The 20,770-nt window shown below is 61.9% G+C and carries 18 protein-coding genes and 2 pseudogenes; 14 read left to right on the forward strand and 6 right to left on the reverse strand.

What is annotated here, in order from left to right; genetic code table 11:
- Positions 1-284 (reverse strand): transposase (locus LX70_RS19975; protein WP_146111683.1); only part of this gene is annotated, 284 nt, incomplete at its 3' end.
- A gap of 54 nt (positions 285-338) precedes the next feature.
- Here LX70_RS19975 and LX70_RS19980 point away from each other — a divergent pair.
- From LX70_RS19980 to LX70_RS20015, 8 genes and pseudogenes are all read left to right on the forward strand, one after another.
- Positions 339-560 (forward strand): annotated as a pseudogene (locus LX70_RS19980) (DNA-binding protein); the annotation flags it as partial.
- A gap of 280 nt (positions 561-840) precedes the next feature.
- Entirely contained in the window at positions 841-1,725 is an 885-nt protein-coding gene (locus LX70_RS19985) for a DUF1403 family protein (protein WP_105516564.1), read from the forward strand.
- A 47-nt stretch (positions 1,726-1,772) separates the two neighbouring features.
- Complete coding sequence (scpB, locus tag LX70_RS19990; RefSeq protein WP_105516580.1) at positions 1,773-2,381, forward strand: SMC-Scp complex subunit ScpB; 609 nt, start codon at positions 1,773-1,775, stop codon at positions 2,379-2,381.
- Between the two features lie 93 nt (positions 2,382-2,474).
- Positions 2,475-3,764, forward strand: a complete 1,290-nt coding sequence (locus LX70_RS19995) for an ATP-binding protein (RefSeq protein WP_105516565.1) — start codon at positions 2,475-2,477, stop codon at positions 3,762-3,764.
- A 109-nt stretch (positions 3,765-3,873) separates the two neighbouring features.
- On the forward strand, positions 3,874-5,313 hold the full coding sequence (locus tag LX70_RS20000; protein WP_105516566.1) for an IS1182 family transposase: 1,440 nt from the start codon (positions 3,874-3,876) through the stop codon (positions 5,311-5,313).
- 357 nt (positions 5,314-5,670) lie between these two features.
- Positions 5,671-6,060: a hypothetical protein gene (locus LX70_RS20005; protein ID WP_146111681.1), complete on the forward strand. Its 390-nt coding sequence runs from the start codon at positions 5,671-5,673 to the stop codon at positions 6,058-6,060.
- On the forward strand, positions 6,044-6,691 hold the full coding sequence (locus tag LX70_RS20010; RefSeq protein ID WP_146111682.1) for a hypothetical protein: 648 nt from the start codon (positions 6,044-6,046) through the stop codon (positions 6,689-6,691). Before LX70_RS20005 ends, LX70_RS20010 begins: the two co-directional genes overlap by 17 nt.
- On the forward strand, positions 6,679-8,307 hold the full coding sequence (locus LX70_RS20015) for a hypothetical protein (RefSeq protein WP_105516569.1): 1,629 nt from the start codon (positions 6,679-6,681) through the stop codon (positions 8,305-8,307). Before LX70_RS20010 ends, LX70_RS20015 begins: the two co-directional genes overlap by 13 nt.
- Positions 8,308-8,476: 169 nt before the next feature.
- Here LX70_RS20015 and LX70_RS21160 read toward each other — a convergent pair whose 3' ends face one another.
- Entirely contained in the window at positions 8,477-9,430 is a 954-nt protein-coding gene (locus tag LX70_RS21160) for a four-carbon acid sugar kinase family protein (RefSeq protein WP_245885157.1), read from the reverse strand.
- A gap of 367 nt (positions 9,431-9,797) precedes the next feature.
- Between LX70_RS21160 and LX70_RS20025 the strand changes: the two are divergent.
- The 3 genes and pseudogenes from LX70_RS20025 to LX70_RS20035 all read left to right on the forward strand — a co-directional run.
- Positions 9,798-12,449: pseudogene (locus LX70_RS20025) on the forward strand (Tn3 family transposase); the annotation flags it as partial.
- A gap of 120 nt (positions 12,450-12,569) precedes the next feature.
- Positions 12,570-13,127, forward strand: a complete 558-nt coding sequence (locus tag LX70_RS20030; protein WP_105516570.1) for a recombinase family protein — start codon at positions 12,570-12,572, stop codon at positions 13,125-13,127.
- Positions 13,124-13,606: a hypothetical protein gene (locus LX70_RS20035; protein WP_245885154.1), complete on the forward strand. Its 483-nt coding sequence runs from the start codon at positions 13,124-13,126 to the stop codon at positions 13,604-13,606. The genes LX70_RS20030 and LX70_RS20035 overlap by 4 nt, the downstream gene beginning before the upstream one ends.
- A 226-nt stretch (positions 13,607-13,832) precedes the next feature.
- Here the strand turns inward: LX70_RS20035 and tnpB are convergent, their stop codons facing one another.
- The 4 genes from tnpB to LX70_RS20060 all read right to left on the reverse strand — a co-directional run bounded on the left by tnpB (position 13,833) and on the right by LX70_RS20060 (position 17,714).
- On the reverse strand, positions 13,833-14,180 hold the full coding sequence (gene tnpB / locus LX70_RS20990) for an IS66 family insertion sequence element accessory protein TnpB (RefSeq protein ID WP_218153130.1): 348 nt from the start codon (positions 14,178-14,180) through the stop codon (positions 13,833-13,835).
- A complete protein-coding gene (gene tnpA / locus LX70_RS20995) occupies positions 14,177-14,545 on the reverse strand; it encodes an IS66-like element accessory protein TnpA (protein ID WP_105516582.1) in 369 nt (122 codons plus the stop codon). The genes tnpB and tnpA overlap by 4 nt, the downstream gene beginning before the upstream one ends.
- 346 nt (positions 14,546-14,891) lie before the next feature.
- Positions 14,892-16,178, reverse strand: a complete 1,287-nt coding sequence (locus LX70_RS20055; RefSeq protein WP_105516572.1) for an anaerobic sulfatase maturase — start codon at positions 16,176-16,178, stop codon at positions 14,892-14,894.
- A 93-nt stretch (positions 16,179-16,271) separates the two neighbouring features.
- Positions 16,272-17,714, reverse strand: a complete 1,443-nt coding sequence (locus LX70_RS20060; RefSeq protein ID WP_105516573.1) for a sulfatase family protein — start codon at positions 17,712-17,714, stop codon at positions 16,272-16,274.
- Positions 17,715-17,941: 227 nt separating this feature from the next.
- Here LX70_RS20060 and LX70_RS20065 point away from each other — a divergent pair, with 227 nt between their 5' ends.
- From LX70_RS20065 to LX70_RS20075, 3 genes are all read left to right on the forward strand, one after another.
- Positions 17,942-18,775: a GntR family transcriptional regulator gene (locus LX70_RS20065; protein ID WP_170076266.1), complete on the forward strand. Its 834-nt coding sequence runs from the start codon at positions 17,942-17,944 to the stop codon at positions 18,773-18,775.
- A gap of 103 nt (positions 18,776-18,878) precedes the next feature.
- Positions 18,879-19,451, forward strand: a complete 573-nt coding sequence (locus LX70_RS20070; RefSeq protein WP_105516575.1) for a TRAP transporter small permease — start codon at positions 18,879-18,881, stop codon at positions 19,449-19,451.
- 1 nt (position 19,452) lies between these two features.
- Positions 19,453-20,745, forward strand: a complete 1,293-nt coding sequence (locus tag LX70_RS20075; protein WP_105516576.1) for a TRAP transporter large permease — start codon at positions 19,453-19,455, stop codon at positions 20,743-20,745.
- Positions 20,746-20,770: the final 25 nt, after the last annotated feature.

Below are 20,770 nucleotides of genomic sequence, written 5' to 3' on the forward strand. Positions count from 1 at the left end.
CATCGACTTGCGTCTTTCGCGAAGAAGGCGGCGGCCTTTTTTAGAATGTCGCGCTCCTGCTTCAGAACAGCGTTCTCGCGTCGCAACCGCTTCAACTCGGCATGCAGATCGACCGATGCCTCAACCGGCTCACCGGTATCCCGTTCGCGACTGAGCCATCGCGTCAGCGTCGAAAGCCCAATCCCCAGATCTTCCGCGATCTCGCGCCGTGTCCGGCCGCTGGTCAGCGCCAACCGAACCGCTTCACGCCGGAACTCCGGCGTCGGTCTGCTTCCGTTTCCCATAGAACACCTCCTGGTTCCTCAGTTGGTGCTCTCCACTTTTTCAGGGCAAGTCCAAAGAAGGGCGAGATGGCGATCGAAGCCTAGCGTCTGCTGAAAGGCTGCGGCTGGTTGCCGGAGGTTCTTCGCGGTCCCGATCTGGCAGCACTCGAAGGTGTGGAAGGGCAGGGGGCGTCAGAAGGTGTTTCCGACACCGAACAGGCCGAAGATGTGGACCTGCCCGCCTTCCTTACAACGGACCTGCCGGGTGATGAGGCATCGATGATGGCGGCGGAGTGATTTGAGCCTTCCGGGGGGCGGGGAAATCCGCCCTCAATTGAGTAAAATGTAGTAATATCAATATGATGAATGAGGCTTCACGCATCAAGGATGAGGGATCATGTCTGCGTGGACCAAACGCTGTCTATGGCATTGCATCTGTCGCGCGTGGCTGATGTGTTATGCCTCACGAAGGTTACGTCAGATGGCAAACTTATTGGACATGAGTTAGAGCCGCAAAGCGGGGCGGTTTGCACAGCATATTGTGGACGAAAGCGCCGCGGTGATATAGGTTTGGGGCATGACATTTGCCCTGCCGGATCACATCAGCGACCTCGATACGCTACCCCGGATGCCCGCCTGGGTCACCTCTGCACGCGCTGAAACCCTTGAGGATGTCGCGTTTTTGTCGGGCGCCGCGCTGAGCCATCTGCATCTGGTGTTGGAACGCGCGGACGTGCCCCAAGCCTTGTTGCGGGACCGGCTCGCGTTGCGCGAGGCGGAGGCTTGTGTCGCGTTTTCCGGACGTCCAGAACGGGCCGGGGAGCTGCGCGACGCGGTGCATCTGCTGCGCCCCGGCGATCTGCCCGGCCCGGCCGGTGAAACCTACCTGGCCTGGCGGCACGCGGTCGAGCGGCCGGTGTCGATCAAGGCTCTGGGCCGGGCCTTGCCGAGCCTCGAGCCGGGCCCGATCGCCGCATGGCTCGACGCGGGGCAGGGAGCACCAGTCGCGCGTGCCGCGATGGTGATGGAGGCTGCTCTCGGCGCGGCGCCGCGTCTCGAGGTCGCGGCCCTGATCCTCGCGGGCGCGGCCCTGGCGCGGGCGCTCGGTTGGGATCACCTCGTGCCGCTCATGGCGGCGGGCCTGAAGCGGGCCGATCTGCGCGAGCGCGGCGATGACCTGCGGCTCGCTTGTCATCGCGCACTCGTCTCGTCGGCAGTCGAGGCCGTGCGGCAGGCCGCCGACCTCGCGCGTCGGGCGGCACACCTGAAGGCGGTCGCGCCCAAGCTGCGGGCCAAGGGGGCCAGCGACGCGGTGGCGATGTTTCTGACGCGGGATGCTGTTGCTCCCTCGGCGCTGCCTTTGCCGGATCGCGCCGCGCGGCGGCTCTGTGACCGGCTGGTCGATCTCGGCGCGGTGCGCGAGCTGACCGGGCGCGACACGTTTCGGCTTTACGGGGTGTAGCAATGAGCATGTCCAGCGAAAGTGGGAACCGGGCTCAAAGTTCGGACATGCGACCACCAAAGTCGGCGAAGGATCGCTCTGACCCTGACTTGGATCGCGAGCTGCCCGACCTGCCGCCAGAGTTGCGCTGGCGGGAATGGATGCGCCGGATCGAGGCAGTCCTCTTCGCCTCTGCCGCACCGGTGCCGCGCGAAGATCTCGCCCGCGCAGTGGGGCAGGGGGTGTCGGTCGATCTGCTGGTCGAGGACCTCGCCGCCGATCTGGAGGGGCGGGCCTTCGAGATCGCGCAGGTCGCCGGCGGCTGGATGTTCCGGACGCGGGCCGTCTACGCGCCCGCGATCCGCGCAGTGGCAGATGTCGGGGACCAACTGCTGGACCTGAGCGAGTTCGACGTCGCGGTCCTGGCGGCCATCGCTTACCATCAGCCGATCACCCGCGACGGGCTCAAGGACATCTTCGGCAAGGAGATCAGCCGTGACCTGATCGGTCGGCTGCATGCGCATGGTCTAATCGGGACCGGGCCTCGGTTGCCTCGACGCGGGGCGCCTTATACCTTCGTCACCACTGAGCAGTTCCTGGTCGCATTTGGCTTGGAGAGCCTGCGCGATCTGCCGGACCGGGAGCAGCTGGTGGATGTGGGGGTCGGAGTTGCGTGATCAGGGAGGTGGGTGTTTAGTGGGGCTCCTATAGTGCATATCGTGAAAGTTATAATGGACATCTCGTGATACGTCTGATACGCATTTCGTGAAATGACTGATATCGACGAATACCTTCCACGACACCTGACGCTTGAACTTCAGGAAGCCTTAGCAACTGCACGCGTTGTCAACCTTGTCGGACCACGCCAGGTTGGCAAGACGACCCTTGTTCGTGATCTGTTTAAGCAAGGTCGTTTCATCACGCTGGACGATGCGGCGATCCTGGCGGCTATGGAGGCTGATCCCGAAGGCCAGCTGACAAGCCTTTCGGAAGAGCTGTCCGATGCACCGATTATCATCGACGAGGCTCAAAGGTCTCCGAAGCTTGCCCTCGCCATCAAGAAAATCGTCGATCGCAATCGCCGGAAAGGGCAGTTTGTCCTCACGGGCTCATCCAACGTTTTCACAACGGCGGAGGTCGCCGACTCGCTGGCAGGCCGGATGCAGACGCTCAAACTCTGGCCCCTGACGAGTGCAGAGGTCAATCGGGTGCCAGCCAGCCGACTGATCGATTGGGCGATGCAATCGGCCCCGAAGCTGCCGCAGATCTCGGACCCTGCGCATCTGGGGCGCAAAAACTATGTCGATCTGATCCTCATGGGCGGATACCCCGAAATCCGCGCGCTGCCACTCCGATCCCGGCAGCGGCAATATCGCGACTACATCGATGCGGTAGTAGATCGCGACGTAGCTGACGTCATGCCGGTTCGAAAGCCTGATGCCCTTCGGTTTCTGATCGATCAGATGGCGGCGCGGACCGCACAGGAGATCAACACATCCGAGCTGGCAAAACTGGCAAAGCTCAAGCGCGAGACCGTTGATCAGTACCTCGACATTCTCATGCGGCTTTCATTGGTGACAAAGCTGAGCGCGTGGATGCCGGGGGAGAGCAAACGGGACATCAAGCAACCGAAGTTCCACTTCGTGGATACCGGAATTGCCAGTGCACTTCGCCGACTGAATGACCGATCATTCGATATCGGCAATAGTCCCGAAGCCTTGGGTGGGCTTTTGGAGAGCTTCGTTGTCGGCGAGTTGCAGCGTGCTTTGCCGATGCAGGACGAAGACTACCGCCTCTATCATTGGCGCAGCGCGGACCGTCGAGAGATCGATATTCTGATCGATGGCGGCCATCGGCTGGCCCTGATCGAAGTCAAGGCAGCGACCACGGTTGCCGCCGATGATTTCAAACACCTGAAATGGTTCGCCAACGATGGACCGGGTAAAGGGCGCAGCACCGTGGGGATCGTGTTTTATCTCGGGCAGGAAAAACTGACCATGGGAGAGGGCAACTTCGCCCTGCCGCTCAGCTCGCTCTGGACGGCGGTGGACTGGCGCTAGGCAATTCCCATGGAGCGGCTCCAGTGAAGAATCACGTGGCAGGTCTGGGCCGAGGCTGTGTGGAAACTGCTCTCTGTGTTAGACTTTCGGAGGTCAGGCGGAGGCGGGCATGGCGGGTTTCATCGAGGGCGTTGATCGTGGCCAGTCGGTGCTTTTCCCTGAACGGCTGGACGACTGGATCGGTGAGGACAGCCTCGTTCGCGTCGTCGATTTCTTCGTCGAAGAGCTCGATCTGCAACGTCTTGGGTTCGCCCGTTCGGCCCCCGCGCGGACGGGGCGGCCCGGCTACCGCCCCGCGGCGCTGCTCAAGCTGTTCATCTACGGCTACCTGAACCGCATCCCGTCAAGCCGCAGGCTGGAGCGCGAGGCAGGGCGCAACGTCGAGGTCATGTGGCTGACCGGCAAGCTGGTGCCGGACCACAAGACCATCGCCGACTTCCGGCGCGACAACGGCGCGGGCATCCGCAAGACCTGCGCGCAGTTCGTGGAGCTGTGCCGTCGGATCGGGGTACTGAAGGGCAATTGCGTCGCCATGGACGGCAGCAAATTCAAGGCGGTGAACAACCGCGACCGCAACTTTACCAAGGGCAAGATCGCCAGCCGCCTGGCCCATCTGGAGGCCGATGTCGAACGATACATCCAGGAGATGGTCCGCATCGACCGTCAGGAGGAGGGCGAGGCACGGACCGAGAAGGTCGCACACCTCGCCAGCCGATACGGACGCATCCGGCAGGAGATCGCGCACCTCAAGGCGATGGACGAGGCCTTGGCCGATGCGCCCGACGGACAGATTTCCTTGACCGATCCCGATGCCCGCGCCATGGCGACCAGCGCCCGGATCAGCGGGCTGGTTGGCTACAATGTCCAGAGTGCGGTCGACACCGAGACCCACCTGATCGTGGCCCACGAGGTTACCAATCAGGGCTTCGATCGCGAGCAGCTGAGCCCGATGGCGGCCGCGGCCAAGGCGGTGCTGGGGTGCGAGAAGCTGCATGCCATCGCCGACAAGGGCTACTTCAGCGGCGCCGAGATCCTTGCCTGTGACAAAGCCGGCATCACCGTGACAGTGCCGCGCCCCGAAACCTCCGGCAACCGCGGCAAGGGCATGTTCGTGAAGGCCGACTTCCTCTACGACCCGGAGCGGGATGTCTACCGCTGCCCCGCCGGGAGCGACCTGACTTACCGCTACACGCGGGAGGAAGGCGGCCTGCAGGTCGGCCGCTACTGGACCAACGAGTGTCAGAATTGTCCGGTCCGGCACCGCTGCACCAGCGGCAAGGAGCGCCGCATCACCCGTTGGGAACATGAGCACCTGATCGACGAGATGCGTGGGCGCCTGGGCCGTGATTCCGATCCGATGACCTTGAGGCGCTGCACGGTCGAGCATCCTTTTGGCACGATTAAGGCTTGGATGGGGACGACCCACTTCTTGACACGGCGGCTGAGGAACGTCGGCACGGAAATGGCGCTGAACGTTCTGGCCTACAACATCAAGCGGATGATCTCGCTGATCGGCATTCGGGCGCTGATGGCGGCAATCCCAGGCTGACCGAGGCTGCCTGCCTCATCGCATTCCCTGGAAAGGCTCAGGACCGCAGCTGCCCGCCGACACCTTCGAAGACGGCACATGGACCAGAGTTTCCACACAGCCTCGGCCGTCGGCGGGCATCCTCCGTGCGGGGGGTGGGCTGCGGCGATGGTGGCGGGTTTGCCGCCGCCTCGCCTGGGCGGGATGCGCCGACCGGTGGACGGTTGAAGGGAGGCGGGGGACCAGCCGGGTTGTCACAGGGCAGATAAAGGGTAAGCTGGGACCGGGATTGGGTCTGGCTTTGTCATGTCGAGATTGGCTTCGCTGATATTCGTCGTCTGCGCCGCGTGGGCAGGACAGATGCGTGCGGACAATCCCATGGTCCTATACCGTCAGGCCGAATGCCTGCGCGACCATGCCGATGACTACCTTGCTTTCGTCGATGGGTACACGCTGGTCTTTCCGGGCTTCTGCGAGGACGGGCTTTATAATCCTACGCCCGCCGAGGTCGCCAAGGGGACCTCGCAGAATTCCGGTAGCTCGATTGCAGGATCGAGCATCATCGAATTCACCCCCGAAGACCGGGCCGAGAATGCGCAGCTGTCCAAGCTGTCGCAGAACGCCAAGGCCACGGCGATACTGGTGACACCGGAAATGGTCGATTGCCTGAAGAACCGTTTCGATGACGTAAGCCTGAAGCGCACCTTCCGAACCGCGGATGAAAAGGATGTCGATGTGGCGGAGCTGATCTTTGACCTCTGCCAGTGAGCCGGAGCCCGAAGCCGGGCGCGGATTTCTCGACTGGCTCAACGCGCGCAATGGGCTGTGGAGCGCAATGCAGGCGATTGCGCTCATCGTCGCGGGCGGCTGGGCGATCATCTTGCTGGGCATAGACGATCATAACCGCCGGGTTGATCTCGCGATGGGGCAGGCGGCGGGGTTTGTCGAAGGCAGGCCCGGGGATGCGCGGCGGCTTCTGGACCGGCTTTGGTACAGGATACCGGCGGAGGTGATGGAGCTTTTCCGCGCGGCCCTCGCCCGCCTTCCGGCAGAGGAGGCGCGCAACCAGGCGATCCGCAAATTTGTCGGCGATTACATCCTGCCCGGCGACGAACAGGCCGACCCAGTCGACGTGCAGCTTGCCATTGCCGATGTCGCGGCACAGCTGGACCTGATCGTCACCTGTGCCGGCACGGGCGGCGGGCGGTCCTGGTTCGAGGATCACTTTCTGCCGCCGCGCTGTCACCGCGCCACGACCGAGGTCTATTTCTGCGGTTATACAAAAAGCTTCCATACCCTTTATGGTGGCGTTCTGGAGGATATTCGCCGCACCACGGGCAATCGCGCCCTTGGGTCTGCGTCCCTGGATTTCGCGAAAGGGCAGGGATGCGGTGGGTGATCGGGCTGGTGGCGATCCTCCTTGGCGCGGCGCTTCCCGCCCGTGCCGCCGATGTGTTCCGCGCCGGGCCGATCGCCGGGCCGTTGGTCCGGGCCTTCACCGACACCGTTTTTGGTGACAGCGGGGCAGAGGGGGCGCCTGTCGATTTCTCCTCTGCGCCGCATTTCCGGATCGAAGGCACGATCGTCCCCGGCGATGCCGCGAAGCTTGAGGTATTGCTGCGCAAAGAGCTTCCGGATCCGAATGTCGACTGGTCCAACAACGTGATCGTTTCTTTGAACAGCGACGGCGGCGACTTTTATGAGGGGCTGGCTCTGGCCGATGTGATCACGGGTTTCGGGGTGCCGACCTTCGTTGGCCCCGGCGACCGCTGCCTGTCCTCCTGCGCCATCGCGTTCCTCGGCGGACATATCGTCTATGTTAGACGAACCCGGGGAGAACCCCTGCGCTACGTCCATGACGAGGCGATCGTCGGCTTCCACGCCCCGTTTTCCGAGCTTCCTTCGGCGATCCAGTTGCCTGAAGGTACGCCGCTGACCGACAAGTTGATGACCCAGATCACCCGGCAGTTTTACGGTCAGGCGCAGGCAGCGATCAATGAGATCACAGGGCGCATGGCGGGTTGGGGGCTGTCGTCTGATTTCGTTTTCGCCATGCTGACCAGGGAGAGCTTCGAGGGCGACACGCGCCCGGTTGCTGAACGGTTCCTGCTGATCGACAGCTTCAAGGCCGCGATGGAAACCGGGACGACCGTCCTGACATCGCGCGTGGTCTACCCGCAGATGATCGGGTACCTCGACGCTCGGGCGGCCTGCGATTACCTGATGGAGCGTGCGACAGGGGATTGGACATCCTTCCTTATCGGCCCAAATGCCGATGACTTTCAGACGCCCGAGGTCATCACCGAAACCACCACCCAGCCTTACTTGCAAGGCGGCGAGATGAAGTTCGGCTCGCCCCGGACCAACGGTCAGCGGTTCCCGTCGCTTGAGACGTTCATGGACACGCCCCGCCTCGTACCGGGGGCCGACCCGGAGGCGTTCTATTTCACGGCGCCGAACACGCTGGGTCTCGGCGTCTCGCAATGCAGCGTCTTCCGCTTCGACGATGGCCGCTGGTATGCGAAAGCATTCAATGCGAACGTCTACAGCGCGGCAGCCAAGGGCGAATACCTGGGCAACCTTATCCTCGACGCCGAGGCGCCCGTGCCCGTCAGTCTGCACATCGCGCTTGGGCCGGATGGACGCTGGATCGGGCGCCAACCGATTGCGTTCACCGAGGCGGATGACCTTGTCGGGATGTATCCCGACGAGATCCGGCAGATCGAGACGCCGAGCTTCGACTGCAACGGAACGCTCGATCCGGCGGGCGGGGTCATCTGCGCCGAACCGGCGTTGGGAAAGGCGGATGGGCAGATGGTGGCGCTTTTCAACCTGGCGCGACAGAAAGACCCTGATGGCGTTCTGGCGGCACAGCGCCACTGGATCGCGACCCGCGATCGGGTCTGCCGCCCGGACAGGATAGACCAGACAGTTCCCCAGCTTCGGGAAAGCCTCGCCGTGTGCATCCTGATGTTCATCGAGACCCGGAGCCGGAGTCTGATCCTGGGCAATTGAAAACCCGCTCCATCGACCGAAGGGCGGGCGTTCATCAACGATGTCTTCCTGAATCAGGCAATCATGCAAACAGTCAGCGTTTGGTGTTGGCCGCCCACATATCGCACACGGATGCCGTCGGGCGCGGTTCTCAGTCACATCTTAAGATCCGGGGCGGAGCATGAAAGGCTTATCGCCCTGACATGGACGAACGCCGCAAAAAACGTTCGAAAAGGTCTGGCCCGCCCATCTGGCCACCTTTTAAGATGATCCGCATATTGTTCAAGCGCGCTTCGGGATGAGTCCCGATGCAAAGACTGACGCCAGGGTCGATGTTTTCGAGATAAGAGATCGAGGCAAAACCCAGCTCCGCGCAGATCCGGCTGGACGTATCGCCCCCGGCAAGCCCCAAATACCCGACCTCTACCCGATCCAGAAGACGCTTCACGAACACGCTTGAGGCTGTCGCAAGCACATCGGATGACAGGCCGTAATCCGCTTCGGGTGATAGATGGACCAGAACCGGCTTCCCTTGCCGCAGCAATGCAGCGGCGCTAGAAACGAGAGCGTCTGACCGAAGGGCCGCTGGCGCGAAGGGAAGCTTGCAATACGACCTAGCGTCCTCGACCTGTTTCTGCGTCGTGGCGGACCGACTCCCTGCGAAGATAAGGACGTTGTCTGAGGCGGGCATGGCGGGGGCAGGTGCCTCGACCGGACCCCCGCAGCCTTCGGTGAGGATTTCCGCGACGGAACTGGCGCCGATCAGAAGCTGCCGCCCGCTGGTGGCGCGCAGCGCGGCCGCGATTTTGATATGGTCGTTCACAGATGTGACGTCGAACAGGACCGGACCTTTGCGAAGCGCCTTGGCGACGGCGTCGGTGTCATCAAGCATCGTGAAGGGGACAAGCTCGAGATTGGCAAGCCCCTGCGCCGCAAGATGGATACGCACGTCCGCCTCGGTCATCGGTGTGACCGGATGACGGCGCATGATCGGGTGGCGGTCAATACGGTGAACGGCGCCGTCCGGTCCCCTGGCAAAAAGCGTACCGAAGGCACAGTAACGCCCGAGGCTCGGCTGTCCGCCGATGACCGCGACGACACCCGGCCGGAAGCGGGCGATGAGGTCCGAGGCGGCGGCGCCGATGGAGCCGACCTCCGGTGCGGAATCGAAGGTCGAGCAGACCTTGAAGTGGAGGTATCACTGTACCCTAATTAATCAGAATCTGGCTTGAAATTTTCCAACGATTTCAATGACGAACTGTACCCTTAATTTCCGTATTGTGCCGTTTATTGCAATACTGCACCTTTAATTGCCAGACGGTCGAAACTGTGGAAAACATAGCCGCCTCTTGTGGTGCGCAAACGGGCATTATCATTCTGGGGTAGGCAAAACGTTGAATGTCGTCCTGCAGCGCGACCTGTGGAAATACTGTAATTAAGGGTACAACTTTGCCCCAAATCGCTCTGAAACCGCAGAATCTGATTAATTAGGGTACAGTGACACTTCGCGCAGGCACCGGGCGGCAATCTTGCGGCATTTGGGTATCCGGCGTGCCACTGACCGGGACCGCCATGCGTTGCGAGACGAACTGGCTGAGATCTTTCGGGGAGCCTTCGGGAAGATCGAAGATCAGATCGAGCTTGGATATCGCAAGAGCCGGGCGCGGGGATTTTTCGTGCCGTCGAACAAGATCATGGAGCGGTTGGTTCGCGGGGCTCGGCATGACGCCGTTGAAACCCTGCTTGCGAAGATTGCTGTTGGCTTGTCCTGTGAGACACGCGGGAAACTGGAGGTCAGCCTGGCTGATCCCAAACGCGCGACGGGGTTTCTGAGCTTGAAAGCGGATGCGGGTGCCGCCACGCTGGAAAGCATCCTGGCGGCGGCAACGCGATTGGCATTCGTGAACACGCTCGGTCTGCCGTTCGACACCATGGCCAATGTCGATCCCGCTTTGGTTCAGCGCCTGTCCCGCCGCGTCGATGCTGAGACTGCGGCCGAGATGCGCCGCCACAGCGACACGCGCCGGCTGGGTCTCTTTGCGCTCCATCTCATGCACCGCCGAGCCGAAATGATCGACGCACTGATCGACCTTCTGCTTGAGATCATCCATCGCATGCAAACGCGATCGCGCCGCCGGGTGGTGGGGGCGATCGCGCGGGACATCAAGCGGGTCCATGGCAAGGAGCGCCTGCTGGTCGATATGGCCATCGCCGCCGTGGACGACCCCGAGGGTCGGGTGCTTGAGGTCATTTATCCTGTCGCGAGCGTGGCCAGGCTGAAGGCCGTGATTGAGGAGGACCGCGCAAAGGGTACGCTGGACCGACGAATTCAAACGGTGATGCGCGGCTCCTATGCCAGCCACTACCGTCGAATGGTGCCGCCGCTTCTGGCCGCGCTGCGGTTTCGATCGAACAATGCAAGCTGGCGCCCGATCCTGGATGCGCTCGATTTGATCCGGCGGTGGCGCAAGGATGGACGACGGGTCGTGCCTGCCGATCTGGCACCTCAGGGGTCCATTCCCGCCAAATGGCGTGAGGGCGTCATCGATGCGTCCGGCCGTCTGAACGTGATTACCTTCGAACTCTGCGTCCTGGCGCAGTTGCGTGAGCGGGTGCGCGCAAAGGAAATCTGGGTCGATGGCGGTGACCGCTACCGCAACCCCGATGATGACCTGCCTGCCGATTTCGAGGTGCAGAGGGACACTTATTATCAGGGCCTTGGCCTCTCCTGGGATGCCGGTGCGTTTGTCGCGCAGGTGCGTGATGATCTGACGCGCGAACTACACCTTTTGAACCAGACCCTGCCGGAAAATGACCATGTCCGGCTGCGAACATCCGGAGAGAACCGGATCAGGATCACGCCCTTCGCACCCGCACCTGAGCCGCCGGGGCTGGGTGCTCTCAAGCGCGAAGTCGAACGCGTCTGGCCGATGACGGGCCTGCTCGATGTCCTCAAGGAAACGGCCTTGGACACGGGATTTCTGGACTGCTTCGAGACCTCGGCCAGCCGCGAAGCCGTGCCGCGTGCAGACCGGGACCGGCGGTTGCTGCTGGCGCTCTATGCCGCAGGAACCAATGCCGGGATCAAACGCGTCGCCGCCGGCGTCGGCGACATCAGCTATGACGAACTGCTCCACACCCACCGCCGCTACATCGACCCGAACGCGCTGCGTGCCGCCGCGGCACGCGTGGCCAACGCGACACTGGCAGTACGCAATCCGGCGATGTGGGGTGAGGCAGGCACGGCCTGTGGTTCGGATTCCACCAAGTTCGGCGCCTGGGACCGCAACCTGATGACGGAATGGCACGCGCGCTATGGCGGTCGTGGGGTGATGATCTACTGGCATGTTGAGCGCCAGGCGACCTGTATCTATTCGCAGCTGAAACGCTGCTCGTCATCTGAAGTGGCTGCCATGATCGAAGGGGTACTCCGCCACTGCACCGACATGGAAATCCAGCGCCAGTACGTCGATAGCCATGGCCAGACCGCTGTTGGCTTCGCCTTCTGTCATCTGCTTGGGTTCGAATTGGCACCACGTCTGAAAGCGATTGCCCGCCAGAAGCTGGTTCTTCCCGCCGCGGGCATGCGGGCGCGCCTGCCGAACCTGGCGCCGATCTTGTCGAATGTGGGCGATTGGACCGAGATCGAGCAGCAATATGACGAGATGGTCAAATACGCCGCCGCCATGCAACATGGCACCGCCGACCCCGAGGCGATCCTGCGCCGGTTCGCCCGGACCGACGTGATGCACCCGACCTACAAAGCGCTGGCCGAACTGGGTCGTGCCATCAAGACGATCTTCCTGTGCCGCTATCTGCGGTCGGAAGCCCTTCGCCGGGAAATCCACGAAGGCCTGAACGTCGTCGAGAACTGGAACAGCGCGAACGGGTTCGTGTTCTTCGGCAAGGGCGGTGAGATCGCCTCGAACCGCATCGCCGACCAGGAAATCTCCGCCCTGGCGCTGCAACTGGTCCAGGCGTCGATGGTCTATGTGAACACGCGCATGGTCCAGTCGGTCCTGTCGGACTCGAACTGGCAGGACCGACTGTCGCCTGAGGATTATCGCGGCCTGACCCCGCTGATCTACGCGCACATCACTCCCTATGGCCGCTACGACATCGACCTGTCCACTCGGATTGACTACGAACGCATGGCGGCTTGAGGCGACATTTAGGGTATACTCTTGGTGACAGCGCGCATGAACACTGCACACGGCCAGTTTGGTGTTTATTTTGGGCCCGGTTCGCGATAATGAACAGATCATGTCATAGGCACACCCAAAATGAACAGATCAAGCGCCAAGATCGGCTATGCCCGCGCCTCGACGGTGGATCAGAACCTCGACACCCAGATCGCCGCGCTGACGGACGCCGGCTGCGGCATGGTGCGCCGGGAACAGAAGAGTGGCGCCAGTCTTGAAGACCGCTCCGAATTGAAGACCATCCTCGACTTCATCCATCCCGGCGAGACACTGGTGGTCACCCGCATCGACCGTCTGGCGCGCTCCATGCGCGATCTGCAGATCATCGTCGCGCGACTGAAGGAAAAGGGCGCACATCTCGCCGCGACCGAGCAACCGGTGGATACGTCCACCGCCGCTGGCAAGGCCTTCTTCGACATGCTCGGTGTCTTCGCCGAGTTTGAGACCAACCTGCGCCAGGAGCGGCAGGCCGAAGGCATCGCCGCCGCCAAGCGCCGGGGCGTCTATCGTGGCCGGCCGCCCAGGATCAATATGGCCGCTGTTCAGGCCAGACTGGCCGCGGGTCAGTCCCCCACGGAAATCGCCCGCGACATGGGCATCTCGCGTGGCTCCGTTTACAAGGCAAAGGCTTCGATGTGAGAAAGAGCAGCAGGAAAAAGCCACCCACGACCGCAAAACCCCCGGCGCAGGCAGACACCACCAAGGTGCCGCCGCCACGCAACCTGACCCCGGCGCTCTGCGAACGCCTGCGCCGGGATCTTCTCAAAGCCTGTCGGGCCGTGGCCGAAACCCACGGGCTGACCGTCGAGGGCGGCGAATTGTCCGACATCGACCTGCGCCACGGATTCGGCATCGCGTTCCGCGTCGGCATCCCGATGGCCGATGGGGCGATCTTCTCTCCCGACAAGGCCCTGTTCGAAGCCCTCGCCAGCAGCTTCGGATTGCAGCCCACCGACTATGGCCGGACCTTCAGAACCCAAGGCGAGGCCTTCCGTATCACCGCCATCAACCCGAACCGGCCCAAATACCCCGTCAGCGCAGAACGCCTCGCCGATGGCCGAAGCTACAAGTTCACTGCCGAAAACGTCATTATGTACCTGCGTGCACCAAGCACCTGAGCCGTTCCGCAAACGTTCCTCAAGATGTACAAATATGCACGCTCGGGCCTGTGGGGCCTGGCCTGGAGCGTGGCCGACATGCGTGCATTCTCGGCCTGAAGCGTGGCGATCATCGCCTTCAGAGCGATGGGGTCATCGGTGAGAATGTCGGCCTGTTCGGACATGCCGACAGATACCATGCGGCATCCGGAATGGCCAATAAAACAAGAAGATTCAGCAGGATAAACTACCCCACGCGCGCCGGCGGCGCGCCCCAGTCCGGACGCCGCCAGTCGATCCCCTCCCACAGCATGGCAAGCTGTGCGGAGGTCAGGCGCGCAACCCCGGCCTCGGTGTTGGGCCAGGGAAAACGACCGCGTTCGAGCACCTTGTAATAGAGGCAGAAGCCCTGCCCATCCCAGTAAAGCAGCTTCAAACGATCACCTCGGCGCCCCCGGAATGCGAACACCGCCCCGCTTGCGGGCTTCTGGCGCAGGACATCCTGGGCCATGGCCGAGAGCCCCGCGATGCCCTTCCTCATGTCGGTGGCACCGCAGGCGAGGTAGACCCGGACCCCCGTGCCCGGCCCGATCACGCCGCGTCCACGGCCCGGATCAGCCGGGTCAGCGCCTCTCCGTCGATGCCGCTGTCGAACCTCAGGCAGCGACCGTTGCTCAGCCGCACCTCGACCGGCACAGGCCGCGACGACGCAGGTGCGCCTGCCGGTTCCGGGCACGTCGCAAAATCCACCGGCAGGAAAACGGCACCGCGATCCGGTGACCATAGGCCCTTCTTCTTCAGATCCCGCCGCCAGCCGTATATCTGCGACCGCGTGATCTCGTGGCGCTGTGCGACCTGGGTCACGGTGGCTCCGCCGGCGCTGACCTCCAAAAGGATCTCGAGCTTCTCTTCCTCGCTCCACCGCCGCCGACGCTCGACACCCAGAACTTCGCCCAGCATGGCCGCTCCCCTATAAGACACGTCGCAAACGACGCCGTTATGCACGTGTCTTAGCTCGGAAACCCGCCGCTAGGCAGGCGGCTTCAATCGGGCGGTTACTTTTCACCTTGAGTGCATCGACAGTAAGCTTCTTGCCGACCCCTACGCCGCGACCTTGACGTATTCCGGGTACCCTGCGATCGCAAGAAGGGCAAAGTGGCCGGTTTTTACACCGCCCGCAGCAGGCCTATCCCGCCGCTTCCGTGGCAGACTTTTGCACCGCCGTTCTCATGGACGGCTGTTTGGATGGCTCGGGAGAAGGCTAAGCGGGTCGCATTGAGGTCATTGAGGGTCGCACAGGCCGGCGTCAGCGCAGCAAGGCCGGCTTTTTTGGCTCTGACGGGCGCCGTCCAGTGTCGCCTGCGCTGCCAGCCGTCTGTCTATGAACATCGACGAGGACCGCCTCTGCCGCTGGTCGACCCGAGGCGATAAGGCGGGCCATCTTGACCAGCCTGCTTTCGGCATGCCGAAGGAACATGGTGTAGCTCTCGCAGAAGTAGTTGTGCCCGGCCTCACCGCTTCGGGATGTCGCAAAACGGTGTTTCGGGCATCCTCCGTTGCAGGCGAAGCGAAAGCGGCATTCCTGGCATTGACTGGTCAGCTTGGTTTTTTTGTCATGCCCGAAGTCGACCTGCCGCTCGGTCCAGAGCAATTCGCGCATCGGCGTCTCGGTGATCTTGCCAAGCCGATAGTCCGGGTAGACGTAGTGGTCGCAGGAGAAAAGACTGCCGTCATGTTCAATTGCCAGGGCATTGCCGCAGGTTTCGGCGAACACGCAAAGAGAGGATGGATGGCCCAGCCAAAGTCCAAGCTGCACGTCGAAGTGCTGCACAAAGACCTTGCCAATGTCGTGCTTGAACCAGGTATCAAAGACATCGCAGAGGAACTTGCCGTAGACTTTCGGGCTGACACTCCAGGCCGTGACAAGATTTTCGGGTGCCATATCCACCTGAGGTGCCCCGGCCAGACCCACGCCGGGTGAGCGTTCCACGATCGGTATGAACTGCATGAAGTCAATGCCGAGGCGCCTGAGGAACCTGTAGACTTCCTTGCCCTTCCCGCCGTTGCCATGGTGGACAGTGGTCAGGGCATTATGCGCAACGCCATGCCTGCGCAGCACATCAAGCCCGCGCATCACGGAATCAAAGGTCGGACGGTCAGAGCGCGTTACCCGGTAGCGGTCGTGAATCTTTCTCGGGCCGTCGATGCTGAGTCCGATCAGGAAGTCGTTTGCTGCGAAGAAGGCCCCCCAATCATCATCCAGCAATGTGCCGTTCGTCTGCAGCGTGTTGGTAATCTTGACGTCCCGGGGAGCGTATTTTTGCTGGAGGGTGACGATCTCTTCGAAATAGCCGACGCCCAGCATCGTCGGCTCACCTCCTTGCCAGGCAAATCCCACCTGGTTCAGGCCGGCCTCAAGCGAACATTCGATCGTCTGCCGGACATAGCTCTCAAGCACGTCATGCGACATGCGGAACTTCTTCTCTTCGGGGAACAGCTTTTCCTTCTCGAGGTAGTAGCAATACTTGCAGTCGATGTTGCAGCGCGGCCCGATGGGCTTGGCCATGATGCTGAATGGGGCAGCCTGCGGCATTCCTTGTCCTTTTCGGCTGGATGGCGGGGGAACACGCGCGCGCTGCACTAGGAAGGAAATGATCCGCCGCCGCGGGCGGCGGCGGACTCGTCGTCAGGTCGTTCCGCCAGTATGCATCGGAAAGCCCTGTGTCTTCAATGCGCTATGCACACGCCATTTTAGGATGTCTGAAATCAACCTGTCCCTGAGCGCCCGATGTTCGGGCACATCCCAGAGGTTGTTCACCTCCCGCGGGTCGGCGGCAAGGTCGAATAGAAGCCCCTCGTCATGATCGACGTAATAGACCAGTTTCCAGTCGCCCTCACGCAGCATGATCTGGAATTCAGATGCGTGGACGACCGCGTCGCGGGCAAGCTCGGAATAGACCTGCTTGCGGACTGTACCCTCCGATCCGTCAAAATGCCCCTGAAGCGAAATCGCCTCGAAGAACGCCGGCGTATGCGCGCCCGCAAGGTCGAGGATCGTCGGCGCCCAGTCCATCAAAGAGACGAGACCGTCAACCGTCTTTCCGGCCTGCACCCAAGCCGGACCCCAGATGATCGCCGGAACCTTCACCGCCTGTTCGTACATTGACCACTTCTGCGAAAGGCCGTGGTCGTTGACACAGTCGCCGTGATCCGAGGTGAAGATGACGATGGTCTCTTCCAGGACCCCACGGCGTTCCAGCGCCTTGAATACCTCGCCGACCTGCTCGTCGATCAGGGCGCAATTGGCGTAGTAGGCCGCCCGCTGACGGTGCATTTGCTCGTCGCTCGGATCTTCCAGATGCACGATTGCGTCGAGGACCGAGGCCATGTGCCGTTCCCGAAGCAGCCGGACCGGATTGATGTGGTTGGGGATATCCTCGCGGATCGGCTTGGGCAGATTGTCCTTGGCAAGGTAGTGGTCGAACAACCGTTTGGGCGGGTCATAGGGAGGGTGCGGCCCCGGAATGCCGATCTGGAGGAAGAAGGGCGCGTCGCCATCCCATCGGTCGAGCCATGCGCAGGCAAACTGCGGGACGAAGACATCCGAATGCAGGGCCTCGGGTGGTTCCCACTCGAACGCACCAAGGCTTTGTTTATAGTCGTCACGCAGGCAATAGGTGTCGGTGCCGGGCTTCCTGACGCCGGCCGTCAAAAACGCCTTGTCCCAGTTGTCGAGGTAGAAGGGTACCGTCGGATGGGTGCGGTCCTTGTTCTCGGTCACATGACGTTCGTCAAAGCCGAAGGGGTCTTCGACGGGGTAGGTGTGCATCTTGCCAATATTCACGCAGTGATAGCCTGCTTTCGAAAGCTCCCCGACCCAGGTGTAGACCCAGGGCTCGTCGTTGCGCAGTACGCCGCTGTTGTGCGGATAGACGCCCGAAAAGAGCGAAGCGCGCGACGCGCTGCACACGGGGGAGGGGACGTACATGTCGTTGAAGCTCGTTCCCTCATGCACCATCCGATCAATGTTCGGCGTTTCCATCCAGGGGTGCCCCGTCGCGGCGATCGTATCGACGCGCTGCTGATCGGTGATGATGAAAACGATGTTTGGTCGCTTCTCGCTGGTCATACGCCGAACGAACCTCCTGTCTATATGACGTCCTTCTGCCGGTGGCCAAACCTGTGCGCGGGAACCGCGACGGGAAGGTCTCGGAATAGGGCGTCGCCCCTCGCCGGCCTGAAGTGTGCTGCAAGCGTGCCGGAGAATCCGCTTTGCACCAGGTGAATTCGATGTTAAGTCATCGGACGTCAGAGGTCTGACGTCAGATGTCTGAATACCTATACGAGGTAGGAGAGATGGAAGCAAGCCGTGCAGACAGGGTTACAGCCCAGCTTCGGGAATTGATTGAGGCCGATTTCGAGGATGGAGATCGGCTGCCATCTGAGGCGCAACTCGCTGGAAACCTTGGGGTAAGCCGCTCGACGCTGCGCGAGGCGTTCAGCCGCCTGTGGCAGGATGGCTTGATCGAAAAGAAATGGGGTGTTGGCACGATCGTGCGAAAACCCGATTCGCGCGGGGCCGAGAACGTGATGGTCCTGCTTCCGCTCGCGCATATCCGAAGTGGCGCGGCGTTGATTCGGGAAAGCGGGCATAAGCCGAGCGGCATCAATGTATCAGTGTCGCGCGTCGCAGCAGATTCCAACTTGGCGCAGCTTCTCGATGTCAGCGAGGGCGACGGGGTCTGGCTGGTGGATCGCGTGATGTGCGCGGATGGCGTGCCGGTCCAGAGAATCGTGGACGCTGTGCCAGCGAAGATCGACGGATGCGATTTCGATGCCAGCAGGTTCGATCCGCTGGCCAATACCCTGCACATGATGTTTGAGGCCCAATTGCCCGGTCCGGTTTTCGGCTCTGATGGTCGTTTGTCTGCCGTGCGCGCGCCTGCCGACACGGCCGCCGTGCTGGGTATCCGGGAGGGGGACCCGGCGCTTCTGGTTGAACACACCGCCTATCTTGGCAGCGGGTCGATCGCGACCTACGCGGCCGCATGGTACCACCCCGGCCGTGTCGATGTCCGTTTCGCGTCCGAACGTCATCGCCTGTCGCTGCCGGCTGGAAGCTTTGATCACATCCGCTCAAAGCCGCTGACCCCGGCCGGTGTCAGTTCCTATCTCGACAGGCTTGGCTGACACGCGCGGGCGAGTGCGTCCCGGAAGGAAAAACCAAATCGCCGAGGAGTAGGCCGGACGGGCCCGGCAAGATGGCGAAAATCTGGGCGGGAGGATATGCCCGATGAAAGCGATATCGTTGCTGATAAGCGGCCTGAGTGCCGTTAACAATGCGCTCCTGGAAATCTGCAGGGTGCTTTCCATCGCTCTGGTTGCTGCCATCACCGGCGTCGTGTCGGCCGGTGTCTTCTGGCGATACGTTCTCAACAATTCGCTGTCTTGGTCCGACGAGTTGGCCAAGTTCCTGATGGTCTGGCTTGTCTTCGTCGGCGCGCCCATCGCCATGCGGATGGGCGATCATGTCTCCATCGATATGTTCCCCGATCTCTTTCCGCCGCGTGGTCGCGCGGTGCTGATGGCCATTCTGCTGGCGATCGTGATCTGGTTTTGCGTCGTACTGGGCTATTACAGTCTTCTCTTCGCCTGGAACGGGTGGAAGCAGGTCGCGATTTCCATCGGCCGCGTGCCGCTGTTTTGGATCTTCGTTTCGGTGCCTGTCGGAATGGCGCTAATCCTTCTGGTTGCGCTTCAGCAGTTCCTTGAACAAATCCAGGAATTCCTCGCCCCCGGAACGGGTGAGCGCGATCCATTCCTGGACCGCTACGAAGACCTGCTTCGCGAAGTGGGAGGCGAGTGAAATGGTCCCCGTCCAGTTCCTTTGGCTGCTTCTCGTCCTGATTGCGGTTGGCCTGCCCATCGTGTTCGCGCTTGGTATCGTGCCGCTGATCGCATTCATGATTTCCGACCAGCCTGCCTTCCTGAAAGTTGTTGCGCAGCGGCTTTATGCGGGCATCGACCAATTCCCGCTTCTAGCCATCCCGCTGTTCATCCTTGCTGGCGAGATCATGAATGTCGGCGGAATCACGCAACGCCTCGTCGGGTTCGCGAATACACTTGTCGGGCATCTGCGCGGCGGTCTGGCGCATGTGAATATCGTCTCGTCGATCTTCTTTGCCGGCCTGTCGGGGTCCGCGGTCGCGGATACTTCGGCGCTTGGCTCGATGCTTATCCCGGCGATGGAGAAGCAGGGATACACCCGGCGCTTTGCCGCCGCCGTGACGGCGGCCTCGTCCGTGATCGGCCCGATTATTCCGCCCAGCATCATCATGGTCGTCTACGCCTATGTGATGCAGGTCTCGATCGGTGCGCTGTTCCTTGGCGGCCTGGTGCCGGGTATCTTGACCGGGCTTGGTCTGATGATCGTGACCGCGTTTCTTGCCGAGAAGCGGAACTACCCCCAGGCGCGGCAGCGGGCGACCTTGCCGGAAGTCGGCCGCGCCGGCTGGCAAGCGGGCTTTCCGCTTCTGACCCCTCTCATCATTCTGGGTGGCATCCTCAGCGGGGTCTTCACCCCGACCGAGGCCGCCGCCGCCGCCGTTGTCTATTCGTTGGTCATCAGCCTTTTCGTCATCCGCACCCTGAAGCTCCGTCGGCTTCCCGACCTGTTGCTTCGCACCGCCGTGTCATCATCGGTGATCCTGCTGGTCGTTGGCATGGCCAATGTCTTTGGCTGGGTCGTGACGCTGTCGGGGCTGCCGACCGCATTGGCCAGCGGTATCCTTGGAATTTCCGAGAATCCGTATCTGGTACTGTTCCTGATCAACGTGTTCCTGCTGTTCGTCGGCATGTTCCTTGATGCCGGTCCCGCAATCCTGATCCTGGGACCCATCCTTGCCCCGATCGCGATCAAGCTCGGCGTCGATCCAACGCATTTTGCGATCTTGATGTGTGTGAACCTGACGATCGGGCTGGCCACGCCTCCAATGGGCCTGATCTTGTTCGTCGCCTCGGCGGTAAGCCGCGAACGGGTCGAGGCGATCGTGCGGGACATGCTGCCGTACTATCTCGTGCATCTGCTCATCATCTTGCTCATCACCTACGTCCCGGCAATTTCGCTCACAATTCCGCGTCTGTTCGGATTGGCTCCCTAGACGCGCTGTCGCTCTCCGGGAGAGG

This window comes from Albidovulum denitrificans, from assembly GCF_002973535.1.
Taxonomy (GTDB): Bacteria; Pseudomonadota; Alphaproteobacteria; order Rhodobacterales; family Rhodobacteraceae; genus Albidovulum; species Albidovulum denitrificans.